The sequence below is a fragment of the Sphingomonas sp. SORGH_AS_0438 genome, assembly GCF_031453475.1.
Lineage (GTDB): Bacteria > Pseudomonadota > Alphaproteobacteria > Sphingomonadales > Sphingomonadaceae > Sphingomonas.
Genome location: NZ_JAVIZS010000001.1, coordinates 1,825,096 through 1,836,667, shown reverse-complemented (window position 1 = coordinate 1,836,667; position 11,572 = coordinate 1,825,096). Strand labels below are relative to the sequence as shown.

The following is an 11,572-nucleotide window of genomic DNA, read 5'->3' as shown; positions in this document are numbered from 1 at the left end:
TCCCCTATACCATGCCGCGCTTGCGATCGATCCAGGCGACGAAGCGCGTCGCGATCGGGAAGAGCAGGATCGTCGCCGCCGCCTGCGCCAGCATCGCGCCATCGACCCGCGCCCCGATCGGCAGCGCCAGCACCCGCCCCATGATGATCGCGAACAGGGTCGCGCCGGCCGCGATCAGCCAGTCCTGCCAGAAATCGCGAAACACCAGCCGGCTTTCGATCAGGTCGATCGCCAGGAAGATCACCGACCAGATCAGCACCGCCGAGCCGAGCGGCTGGCCACTGACCAGATCGTCGAACAACCCCAGCGGCGCCGCCGCCCAGGGCCGCAGCGCGAAGCGGGCGAGCAGCCGCCACGCCAGCAGCATCACCAGGCCCAGGGGCGGCAGGATCGGCACCGTCGCGATCAGCGGCAGCGCGGTACAGGCCGATCCGCCGACGACGGTCAGCCACGGGATCATCCGTGCGCGGCCGGGCGTCAGCTTGGGTTCGAAAGGATTGGCATCCGCCTGGCTCATCGCGGGCGGCTCCATGGACGCGGGCGCATGAACAGGGCCTTATGGCTGCGGCGTGACCGCCTGCGCGGGGCGCGCGGGCGGCAACGGCACGAAGACGCGGCTGACGATCGCGAAATCGAGCCGGTCGGGCTGGGCGAGCGGGTGCGCCAGCACCGTGTCCATCCCTGCCCGGGCGACGCGGGCGACCGGGATGCCGGGAACATAGAGTCCGCCGGTGCCGGAGGTGACGAACAGCTCGCCCGCGCCGAAGCGGACATTGGTGGTGTCGACCGAACGGATGTCGAGCGCGCCGTCGCCACGCCCGACCGCCAGCGCCGGCATCCCGTCGCGGGTGCGCCGCACCGGCACGATGCTGGCCGCATCGGACAGGAGCAGGACGCGCGCCGCGTTCGGGCCGGTCTCGACCACCCGGCCGACCAGTCCATCGGGGCCGCGCACCGGCATGCCCGGCTGCACGCCCGACAGGCGGCCGGCATCGAGCAGCGCGAAGCGGCGACCGCTGGAGGCGGTGGAGCTGACCAGCCGCGCGGCGGTCACCACCTGTTCGTCGCGGTCGCGCAGGTCCAGCAGGCGGCGCAGCCGACGATTGTCATAGGCGATGGTGCGCGCGCGCATCAGCAAGGGGCGGCTGACCGCGAGTTCGGCCTTCATCCGCTCATTCTCGGCATGGGCGAAGACCCAGCCGTTGATCGCATCGGGCACGATGGCCACCGCGTCGCGGAGGGACATCATCGCCGAGGAGGCGGGGACGGTGACGGTCGCCACCCCCATGCGCAGGCCGGCGAACAGCGGCGGGTTGAACTGGCTGACGACCAGCAATACCGCGCCCACGACCAGCCCGGCCACGGCGAGGACGTAGCCCAGAAACTGGCCATATTGGCGACGCCGTGAAAAACCAGTGCGGCGATCGCGAACGGGCGCCACCATGCGCCGCTACTCCCCAGGCAGGTCGGTCAGTCGGATCAGCTGTTCTGCAACACGCCGCGGAACATCGGGTCTTCCAGCGCGCGGCCGGTGCCGAGCGCGACGCAGGTCAGCGGATCCTCCGCGACCGTCACGGGCAGGCCGGTCTCGTCGCGCAGCACCTCGTCCAGCCCCTGGAGCAGCGCGCCGCCGCCGGTCAGCACGATGCCCTGGTCGACGATGTCCGCCGCCAGTTCGGGCGCGGTATTCTCCAGCGCGACGCGCACGCCCTCGACGATCGTCGCGACCGGTTCGGACAAGGCCTCGGCGATCTGGCCCTGGTTGATCTGGATTTCCTTGGGCACGCCGTTGACCAGGTCGCGGCCCTTGATGTGGATGATCGTGCCGATGCCGTCGACCGGCGGCTTGGCGCAGCCGACCTCCTGCTTGATCCGCTCGGCCGTGGCTTCGCCGATCAGCAGATTGTGGTTGCGGCGGACGTAGCTGACGATCGCCTCGTCCATCTTGTCGCCGCCGACGCGGACCGACGTGGTATAGGCCAGGCCGCGCAAGGACAGCACCGCGACCTCGGTCGTGCCGCCGCCGATATCGACGACCATCGACCCGATCGGCTCGGTCACCGGCATCCCCGCACCGATCGCGGCGGCCATCGGCTCCTCGATCAGGAAGACCTGGCTGGCGCCCGCATTGGAGGCGGCGTCGCGGATCGCGCGGCGCTCCACCTTGGTCGAGCCCGACGGCACGCAGATCACGATCTCGGGCCAGCGCAGCGGACCGCGACGGCCGCCATGCACCTTGCGGATGAAGTGCTTGATCATCTCCTCGGCCACGTCGATGTCGGCGATCACGCCGTCGCGAAGCGGGCGGATCGCCTCGATCGTGCCGGGGGTCTTGCCCATCATCAGCTTGGCGTCGTCGCCGACCGCCTTCACCTTCTTGACGCCGTTCAGCGTCTCGACCGCCACCACCGACGGTTCGTTCAGCACGATGCCGCGGCCACGGACATAGACCAGCGTGTTCGCGGTGCCGAGGTCGATCGCCATATCGTGCGACATGAACTTGAAGAGGCGGGGCAGGTGCATCGGTCAGGGTTCCAGGTGAAACACGGAGTCGGTCGGGGGGCGAACCATCCCGCGCCGCCCGTCGCGCCTTACCCAGAAGGTGCAGGTTCGTCACGTCGTGCGGGGTCGCGGGATGCCGTCGCTTGGGCTACAGCCTTGCGCGTGTCAATACGCCGTCTCCCCTCGCATCTGGTCAATCGTATCGCCGCCGGTGAAGTGGTCGAAAGACCCGCCAGCGCGTTGAAGGAGCTTGTCGAGAACGCGCTCGACGCAGGGGCGAATCGTATCGCCGTCCGGCTGGGCGAGGGCGGTCTGTCGCGTATCGAGGTGGTCGACGACGGTTGCGGCATGGCCCCCGACGGCATGGCGCTGGCGCTGGAGCGGCACTGCACCTCCAAGTTGCCCGACGAGCGGATCGAGGCGGTCGAGACGCTGGGCTTCCGGGGCGAGGCGCTGCCTTCCATCGCCAGCGTCGCGCGGCTGACGCTGGAGAGCCGGCCGGTCGGCGCGGACGGCTGGCGGCGCGTGGTCGACAATGGCGAACTGGCGGAGGAGGGGCCGGCGGCGCTGCCGCCCGGCACCCGCGTGCTGGTCGAGCAACTGTTCGCTCGCGTGCCGGCCCGGCGCAAGTTCCTGCGCTCCTCGCGCGCCGAATATGCCGCCTGCCTGGACGTGGTCCGGCGGCTGGCGATGGCGCGGCCGGAGGTCGGCTTCTCGGTCGAGCATGACGGCCGCCGCGTGCTGACGGTGGCCCCGGCCGAGGATCGCCCGACCCGCGTCGCCGCGCTGACCGACCGGCAGCTCGCCGACAATGCGGTGACGATCGACTGGGTGCGCGAGGATCTGGTGCTGGGCGGCGTCGCCGGCCTGCCGACCTTCCACCGGGGCGTGGCGGACCATCAATATCTGTTCGTCAACGGCCGGCCGGTGCGCGACCGGCTGCTGATCGGCGCGATCCGCGGCGCCTATGCGGAGATGATGCCGCGCGACCGCCATGCCGTCGTCGCCCTGTTCCTCGACCTGCCGACCGATCAGGTCGATGTGAACGTCCACCCGGCCAAGACCGAGGTCCGGTTCCGCGACCCGGCGCTGGTGCGCGGCCTGATCGTGTCCGGCCTGCGCCGCGCGCTGGACGAAGCGGGACATCGCAGCGTCCAGCGGCCTACCGAGGCGGCGCTGGGGCTGTGGCGGCCCGAGCCCGTCGCATCGCCCATGGCCGCGGATCATGGCAGCTTCTTCGCGCCCGGCCCGGCGACGCTGCCGCTCGCCCCGACAGGTGTGCGCGATCGCCCGACCTATTTCGACGCGCCGCCCCAGGCGCGGGCCGAGCCCGCCTGGTCGCCGCCACCCCAGACGGCGTCGCATCCGCTCGGCGTCGCGCGCGGACAGATCGCCAAGACCTATGTCGTGGCGGAAGCGGAGGACGGGCTGGTGCTGGTCGACCAGCATGCCGCGCATGAACGGCTGGTGCTGGAGCGGATGCGCGCCGCGCTGGCGGGCGGCCGCGTCGCGTCCCAGGCGCTGCTGCTGCCCGAGGTGGTCGAGCTGGAGGAGCCGGCCTGCGACCGGCTGGAGGCGCGGATCGACGAGCTGGCCGAACTGGGGCTGGAACTGGAACGGTTCGGCGCGCGCGCGATGCTGGTGCGGGCGACGCCCGCCCTGCTCGGCCAGTCCGACCCGGCGGGACTGATCGCCGACCTGGCCGACGAACTCGCCGCCTATGACGAGGCGCTGTCGCTGCGCGAGCGGCTCGATCATGTCGCGGCGACCATGGCCTGCCATGGATCGGTCCGCGCGGGGCGGCTGCTGTCGGTGGCGGAGATGAACGCGCTGCTCCGCGAGATGGAGGCGACCCCGCATAGCGGCCAGTGCAACCATGGCCGACCGACCTGGGTGAAGCTGCAGATGGCCGATGTAGAGAAGCTGTTCGGGCGGAAGTGAGGGCGCGCAGGCGACAGACTTAGACGAAGGCGATCGGCATCAAAGGGATCGTCGCCTGTTGGTCATGGCGCTGCCGCGCCTGGAGCCGGATGACATGACCTTGACCCGGACACGTCATTGCGAGCGCAGCGAAGCAATTTACAGCCGCTAGCGTGACGCCCTGGATTGCTTCGCTACGCTCGCAATGACGGCTTAGGTCAACCCGATGTCATCGTGCTTCACCCGTGGCGGCCGCATGGCCGTTTTGGAAGCGGGACGGCGGCGCGGCCGCGTTCAGCAACGGGCAACCTTTGCTGCGATCGGCGCGTTCACGGGTCCAAGTTTCTGATATCGCACGGACATTGCCATGAAGATGATCATGCCCCTGGTTCTTGCCCTGATTCCGCTGGCGGCGGTCATCAGCGCCTGCGTATCCTGCCCCTGATCGGGCAACGCTTCCCGGATACGAAAAAGGCCGCCCGGATATGCTCCGGGCGGCCTTTTTCCTGGCCGAAGCGGCGCGGAGGGGATCAGCCCTCGGCCTGCTCCGACTGGACCTCGGCGGTCGCGCCCGGCTCGGCGTTCGGATCGTAATCCTCGGTGAAGCCGGCCTCGTCACGCTCGAACATCGACGACATGACGTCGACACCCTGCGCCTGCATCTCGGCCTCTTCGGGCGAGCGGGCGACGTTGACCTTGACGGCCACCGACACCTCGGGGTGCAGCGCGACGCGCACTTCGTACAGGCCGATCGCCTTGATCGGCTTGTCGAGCACGACCTGGCTCTTGGTGACCTTGTGGCCGTCCGCGTTCAGCGACTCGACCAGATCGCGCACCGCGACCGAGCCGTAGAGCTGACCGGTGTTCGAGGCCTGGCGGATCAGCGTGATCTGCGCGTCCTTGAACGAGCCGGCATCCTTCTCGGCCTCGCCGCGACGGGCGGCGTTGTCGGATTCGATGCGGGCGCGGTTGGCCTCGAAGACCTTGCGGTTGGCTTCGTTGGCGCGCAGCGCCTTCTTGCGCGGCAGCAGGAAGTTACGGGCGAAGCCGTCCTTGACCTTGACCACGTCGCCGATGGCGCCGAGCTTCTCGACGCGTTCCAGCAGAATAACGTCCATGTGGCGGACTCCTTACTTCACGACGTAGGGCAGGAGGCCCAGATGACGCGCGCGCTTGATCGCCTGGGCGAGTTCGCGCTGCTTCTTGGCGCTCACCGAGGTGATGCGCGACGGAACGATCTTGCCACGCTCGGACACGAAGCCCTGGAGCAGACGGACGTCCTTATAGTCGATCCGCGGCGCGTCCTTCGCGGAGAAGGGGCAGCTCTTGCGGCGACGGAAAAACGGGCGAGCCATTATGCGGCCTCCTCTTCACGGTCACGACGGGGGCGATCGCCACGATCACCACGCTCGGCGCGGCGCTCACGGTCGCGCTCCTGCTTGCGCATCATCACCGACGGACCCTGCTCCGCCTCGTCGACCTTGACGGTCATGTAGCGGATGATGTCCTCGTTGATCTGGGTCTGGCGCTCCAGCTCGGCCACGACATGGCCGGGGGCGTCGATCTCGAGCATCACGTAATGCGCCTTGCGGTTCTTGGCGATGCGATATGCCAAGCTGCGCAGGCCCCAGGTCTCGGTCTTGGTGACCTTGCCCTGATTGTCCTCGATGATCTTGGTGGCGGTTTCCGCCAGCGCGTCCACTTGCGCCTGTGCCAGGTCCTGGCGCGCAAGGAACACGTGCTCGTACAGAGCCATGTCACTTCCTTCGTTGGCCGATCGTTGACGCCGCCCCATGCGGACGCCCCTCCGGCTGTCTTCCAATGCGTATTCGGGCAGCAAGGCCGCGCCTTCCGCCTGAAGCATCCGGGCCTATGGCCGAAACGCAGGCGCTTGTCGAGAGGGTCCGGCTCGCCTAACCCCCCGCGCCTTGCGATCAGCATAAGAGGTTACGATGCGCGCGTTCATCTTTCCCGGTCAGGGCAGCCAGTCGGTCGGCATGGGCCAGGCACTCCGCGATGCCAGCCCCGCCGCGCGCGAGGTGTTCGGCGAGGTGGACGAGGCGCTGGGTCAGCATCTCTTCCGCCTGATGGCCGAGGGGCCGGCGGACGAACTGATGCTGACCGAGAACGCCCAGCCCGCGATCATGGCCAATGCCATGGCCACGCTGCGCGTCCTCCAGAAGGAGGGCAATATCCGCCTGGCCGACAAGGCGGCCTATGTCGCGGGGCATTCGCTGGGCGAATATAGCGCCCTGTGCGCGGCCGAGGCGTTCGACCTCGCCACCACGTCCCGGCTGCTGAAGCGGCGCGGGCAGGCGATGCAGGCGGCGGTGCCGGTCGGCGAGGGGGCGATGGCGGCGCTGCTCGGCGCGGACCTGGACAAGGCGCGCACCATCGCCGGCGCCGCGGTCGATTCGATCCTGGCGGAGGGCGGGCCGACCTATGTCTGCACCGTCGCCAACGACAACGATCCTTCGCAGGTCGTGATCTCCGGCCACCGCCCCGCGATCGAGCGCGCGGTGGCGCTGGCCAAGGAACTGGGCGCGAAGCGGGGCGTGCTGCTGCCCGTCTCGGCCCCGTTCCACTGCCCGCTGATGCAGCCCGCCGCCGATGCGATGGACGCCGCGCTGGCCGATGCGCGCATCGCCGCGCCGCTGGTGCCGGTCTTCGCCAATGTCGACGCCGCCGCGATCGGCGATCCGGGCCAGATCCGCGTCGCCTTGGTCGAGCAGGTGACCGGCATGGTCCGCTGGCGCGAATCGGTGCTGGCGATGGTCGAGGCGGGCGTGACCGAGTTCGTCGAATTCGGCGGCAAGGTGCTGGCCCCCATGGTCAAGCGCATCGCACCGGACGCGAATGCGGTCAGCGTGGTGACGATGGACGATATCGAGGGGCTGCTTAAGACGCTGTGATGCTGCGCGCGGAGGGAAGATGAAGGATAGCGGCGCCGTCCATGGTGACGTTCCGGATCTTTCCTCGCCTGTCCACCGGCAGCCGGGACCGGGGAGCAGGCGTCCATCGAGAAGCCGTTGCCCGTGTATGGCGAGCAGCGTCTGGCCTATTTTCGACGCATCGAGCAGCCTGTCGGGCTGCTCATCAATTTCGGGCCGAGACCTTGAAGGAAGGCGTGCGACATGTCGTCGATGACCCTTGTTCTTCCACGTCTCCGCGCCTCTGCGTGAACCTTATAAGGGAGTAATTCCATGTTCGACCTGACAGGCATGACCGCGCTGGTGACCGGCGCTTCGGGGGGGATCGGTTCCGCGATCGCGCGGGGGCTGGCGGCGCAGGGCGCGCGGCTCGCCGTGTCGGGGTCGAATGCCGACAAGCTGGAGGCGTTCCGCGCCTCGCTCGGCAGCGATCATGTCGCCTTGCCCTGCGACCTGTCGGATGGAGCCGCGGTCGACGCGCTGGTGCCGCAGGCGGTGGCCGCGCTCGGCAAGCTCGACATCCTGGTCAACAATGCCGGCGTCACCCGCGACAATCTCGCGATGCGGATGAAGGACGAGGAGTGGGACCAGGTGATCCGCGTCAATCTGGAGGCCGCGTTCCGCCTGATCCGCGCCGCCGCCAAGCCGATGATGAAGGCGCGCTTCGGCCGCGTCGTCTCGATCACCTCGGTCGTCGGGCAGACCGGCAATCCGGGTCAGGCCAATTACGCCGCGTCCAAGGCCGGGCTGGTCGGCATGTCCAAGGCGATGGCGCAGGAACTGGCCAGCCGCAACATCACCGTCAATTGCGTCGCCCCCGGCTTCATCCGCTCGGCGATGACGGATATCCTGCCCGAGGCGCAGAAGGCGGCGCTGACCCAGCGCATTCCCGCCGGCAACCTTGGCACGGGCGAGGACATCGCCGCCGCCGTCGTCTATCTCGCCAGCCGCGAGGCCGGATATGTCACCGGCCAGACCATCCATGTGAATGGCGGCATGGCGATGGTGTGATCCGCGCCATGGCGTGAACCGAGTGGAATGCACGGTGGACGGGGCCTTGCCACGGCTCCCCCTGCGTTCTACGTGCGTTCAGGAATTGATAACCCCGTAAGTGAAGAGGGAATACCATGAGCGAGACCGCCGACCGCGTGAAGAAGATCGTCGTCGAGCATCTCGGCGTCGAAGCCGACAAGGTGACCGAGCAGGCGAGCTTCATCGACGATCTCGGCGCCGACAGCCTCGACATCGTCGAGCTCGTCATGGCGTTCGAGGAGGAGTTCGGCGTCGAGATTCCGGACGATGCCGCCGAGAAGATCACGACCGTGCAGGACGCGATCACCTATATCGACGAGCACAAGTCCTAATCGGACACGCCTTTTCCGGCCGGAATTGAGCGGCTCCCCGCACCGGGCTAAGGAGCGGGGAGCCGTTTTCGTCACTAGGTGCCGGAAACATCGGGATCAGCAGTGTGGAGAGTGGGATGCGGCGTGTCGTCGTAACCGGATTGGGCCTTGTGACGCCGCTGGGCGGCGATGTCGAAACGACCTGGGCCAATATCATCGCGGGCAAGTCGGGCGCGGGCCCGATTACGATCTTCGATGCATCGAACCAGAAATGCCGCATCGCCTGCGAGGTGAAGCCGGCCGACCATCCCTACGGCTTCGATCCGAACAAGCGCGTCGACCACAAGGTGCAGCGCCAGGTCGATCCGTTCATCGTCTATGGCATCGACGCCGCCGGACAGGCGCTGGAGGATGCCGGCCTGCTGGAAATGACCGAGGCGGAGCGGTTCCGCGCCGGCTGTTCGATCGGCTCGGGCATCGGCGGCCTGCCGGGCATCGCCAGCGAATCGCTGATCTGCGAGAACAAGGGGCCGACCCGGGTCTCGCCGCATTTCGTGCATGGCCGGCTCATCAACCTGATCTCGGGCCAGGTTTCGATCAAATACGGGCTGATGGGGCCGAACCATGCGGTTGTCACCGCCTGTTCGACCGGCGCGCATTCGATCGGCGACGCCGCGCGGATGATCGCTATGGACGATGCCGACGTCATGCTGGCCGGTGGCGCGGAAAGCGCGATCTGCCCGCTCGGCATCGCCGGCTTCGCCCAGGCGCGGGCGCTGTCGATGGGCTTCAACGACACGCCGGAAAAGGCGAGCCGCCCCTATGACGTCGATCGCGACGGTTTCGTGATGGGCGAGGGCGCGGGCGTCGTCGTGCTCGAGGAATATGAGCGGGCCAAGGCGCGCGGCGCCAAAATCTATGCCGAGGTGATCGGCTATGGTCTGTCGGGCGACGCCTATCACGTCACCGCACCGCATCCCGAAGGCTCGGGCGCATTCCGGTCGATGGAAATGGCGATGCGCAAGAGCGGCCTGGCGCTGTCGGACATCGATTACATCAATGCGCACGGCACCTCGACCCCGCTCGGCGACGAGCTGGAGCTGGGCGCGGTGCGGCGGCTGTTCGGCGATGCGATCGGCACGCTGTCCATGTCGTCGACCAAGTCGGCGATCGGGCATCTTCTGGGGGGTGCGGGCGCGGTCGAGTCGATCTTCTGCATCCTGGCGATGCGCGACCAGATCGTGCCGCCGACGCTCAACCTCGACAATCCGAGCGAGGGCTGCGCGGGCGTCGACCTGGTGCCGCATGTCGCCAAGAAGCGGTCGGTGAAGGCGGTGCTGAACAATTCGTTCGGCTTCGGCGGCACCAATGCGTCGCTGGTGATGCGCGCGCTCTGAACGGTCGGGCGGCGGACAAGGGGCCCTGGGGGAAGTGATGCGGAAACTGGGGTGCCTCGTCCTGCTGATCGCCGGACTGGTGATCGGCGCGATCGTCGCCGCGAACATGTGGGCGGGGGCGGGACCGGCGGACAAGCCGGTCAGCGTCGTCGTGCCGGCCGGGGCCAGCCTGGCCCGCGCCGCGACCGCGCTGGAACAGGCGGGTGCGATCCGTTCCGCGCATCGCTTCCGCCTTCTCGCCCGCGTCTTCGGCGGCGGCGGGTCGGTCAAGGCGGGCGAATATGAAATTCCCGCCCATGCCAGCGCCAAGCAGATCCTCGACCTGCTGGAAGAGGGCAAGGTCCACCAGCGGCTGGTCGTGGTGCCGGAGGGGCTGCCCTCGGTCATGGTCCACGACGCGCTGATGAAGGCGGACGGGCTGACCGGCAGCGTGCCGGTGCCGGCCGAGGGCTCGGTGCTGCCCGATGGCTATGCCTATCAGCGCGGCGATACGCGTGCCTCGGTGCTGGCGCGGATGCAGTCGGCGATGCGCGATTATCTGGCCCGGGCCTGGGCCAAGCGCTCCAAGGCCAGCGCGGTGACCAGCCCCGAACAGGCGATCATCCTCGCCTCGATCGTCGAGAAGGAGACGGGCAAGCCGTCCGAACGTCGCACCGTCGCTGCGGTCTATGGCAACCGGCTGAGGCTGCACATGCCGCTCCAGGCCGATCCGACCGTCATCTACCCGATCACCAGGGGGCGTCCGCTCGGCCGCCGGATCAAGCAGTCCGAACTGCACGCGCGCAACGGCTATAACACCTATGCCAGCGCCGGCCTGCCGGTCGGGCCGATCGCCAATCCGGGCCGCGCCTCGATCGATGCGGTGCTGGACCCGGCGGACAGCCAGGCGCTCTATTTCGTCGCGGACGGGACGGGCGGCCATGTCTTCGCCGACACGCTGCCCGAACATAATGCCAATGTCCGCAAGTGGTACGCGATCCGCAAGGCGCGCGGCGAGATGTAATCAGAGGGGAGGCTCCCGCGTTGGTGTGGCAGCGTCTCCCCGGATCGGGATCGGTGCGGAAGCCGCCATCCGGTCCTCCCCCTCGCTTCACCCGACGCGTCCTTGCCGTGAGCCGCGCCACCGCCTATCTGCGACGCATGGCCACGCTCGTTTCCGAGGTCGCATTGACCCCCGCCGCCGCCGCCCGCGTGGCGGCCATTGCCGCTCGCCAGAACAAGCCGGCCTTGCTCCGTCTGTCGGTCGAGGGGGGCGGCTGTTCGGGCTTCCAGTATAAGTTCGGACTGGCGGATGCGCCCGAGGGGGATGACAGCGTCGCGGAGACGGATGGCGTCCGGCTGCTCGTCGATCAGGTCAGCCTCGACCTGGTGCGCGGCTGCACCGTCGATTATGTCGAATCGCTGGGTGGCGCGGCGTTTAAGGTCGATAATCCGGTCGCAGCATCGGGATGTGGTTGCGGAACCAGCTTCGCCGTCTAAG

At 68.5% G+C, this 11,572-nt stretch carries 13 protein-coding genes; 7 read left to right on the top strand and 6 right to left on the bottom strand.

What is annotated here, in order from left to right:
* Window positions 1–4: 4 nt before the first annotated feature.
* The 3 genes from mreD to QE452_RS08485 are packed head-to-tail and all read right to left on the bottom strand — an operon-like array spanning window position 5 to window position 2,523.
* On the bottom strand, window positions 5–517 hold the full coding sequence (gene mreD / locus QE452_RS08495) for a rod shape-determining protein MreD (protein ID WP_309658682.1): 513 nt from the start codon (window positions 515–517) through the stop codon (window positions 5–7).
* Window positions 518–556: 39 nt separating this feature from the next.
* Window positions 557–1,444, bottom strand: a complete 888-nt coding sequence (gene mreC / locus QE452_RS08490; protein ID WP_309658683.1) for a rod shape-determining protein MreC — start codon at window positions 1,442–1,444, stop codon at window positions 557–559.
* Between the two features lie 35 nt (window positions 1,445–1,479).
* Entirely contained in the window at window positions 1,480–2,523 is a 1,044-nt protein-coding gene (locus QE452_RS08485) for a rod shape-determining protein (RefSeq protein WP_125995299.1), read from the bottom strand.
* 141 nt (window positions 2,524–2,664) lie between these two features.
* On the opposite strand from QE452_RS08485, the gene mutL reads away from it, so the two are divergent.
* A complete protein-coding gene (mutL, locus tag QE452_RS08480) occupies window positions 2,665–4,443 on the top strand; it encodes a DNA mismatch repair endonuclease MutL (RefSeq protein ID WP_309658684.1) in 1,779 nt (592 codons plus the stop codon).
* A gap of 509 nt (window positions 4,444–4,952) precedes the next feature.
* Here mutL and rplI read toward each other — a convergent pair.
* The 3 genes from rplI to rpsF are packed head-to-tail and all read right to left on the bottom strand — an operon-like array spanning window position 4,953 to window position 6,178.
* The gene (gene rplI, locus QE452_RS08475) at window positions 4,953–5,540 is read right to left on the bottom strand and encodes a 50S ribosomal protein L9 (protein WP_125995303.1); all 588 of its coding nucleotides are present in this window, start codon (window positions 5,538–5,540) and stop codon (window positions 4,953–4,955) included.
* A gap of 12 nt (window positions 5,541–5,552) precedes the next feature.
* Window positions 5,553–5,777, bottom strand: coding sequence for a 30S ribosomal protein S18 (rpsR, locus tag QE452_RS08470; protein WP_007403456.1), 225 nt, complete (start codon window positions 5,775–5,777; stop codon window positions 5,553–5,555).
* Complete coding sequence (gene rpsF, locus QE452_RS08465; RefSeq protein WP_125995404.1) at window positions 5,777–6,178, bottom strand: 30S ribosomal protein S6; 402 nt, start codon at window positions 6,176–6,178, stop codon at window positions 5,777–5,779. The genes rpsR and rpsF overlap by 1 nt, the downstream gene beginning before the upstream one ends.
* A 196-nt stretch (window positions 6,179–6,374) precedes the next feature.
* On the opposite strand from rpsF, the gene fabD reads away from it, so the two are divergent.
* From fabD to QE452_RS08435, 6 genes are all read left to right on the top strand, one after another.
* Entirely contained in the window at window positions 6,375–7,334 is a 960-nt protein-coding gene (gene fabD / locus QE452_RS08460) for an ACP S-malonyltransferase (RefSeq protein WP_309658685.1), read from the top strand.
* A gap of 291 nt (window positions 7,335–7,625) precedes the next feature.
* Window positions 7,626–8,363: a 3-oxoacyl-[acyl-carrier-protein] reductase gene (gene fabG, locus QE452_RS08455; protein ID WP_309658686.1), complete on the top strand. Its 738-nt coding sequence runs from the start codon at window positions 7,626–7,628 to the stop codon at window positions 8,361–8,363.
* Window positions 8,364–8,479: 116 nt separating this feature from the next.
* Window positions 8,480–8,716: an acyl carrier protein gene (locus QE452_RS08450; protein WP_125995309.1), complete on the top strand. Its 237-nt coding sequence runs from the start codon at window positions 8,480–8,482 to the stop codon at window positions 8,714–8,716.
* Window positions 8,717–8,832: 116 nt separating this feature from the next.
* Window positions 8,833–10,092, top strand: a complete 1,260-nt coding sequence (fabF, locus tag QE452_RS08445) for a beta-ketoacyl-ACP synthase II (RefSeq protein ID WP_309658687.1) — start codon at window positions 8,833–8,835, stop codon at window positions 10,090–10,092.
* Between the two features lie 37 nt (window positions 10,093–10,129).
* Window positions 10,130–11,095 (top strand): endolytic transglycosylase MltG, encoded by a 966-nt coding sequence (gene mltG, locus QE452_RS08440; protein WP_309658688.1) that lies wholly within the window; start codon window positions 10,130–10,132, stop codon window positions 11,093–11,095.
* Window positions 11,096–11,232: 137 nt separating this feature from the next.
* Window positions 11,233–11,571 (top strand): iron-sulfur cluster assembly accessory protein, encoded by a 339-nt coding sequence (locus QE452_RS08435; RefSeq protein WP_309659084.1) that lies wholly within the window; start codon window positions 11,233–11,235, stop codon window positions 11,569–11,571.
* The last annotated feature ends 1 nt before the right edge of the window (window position 11,572 follow it).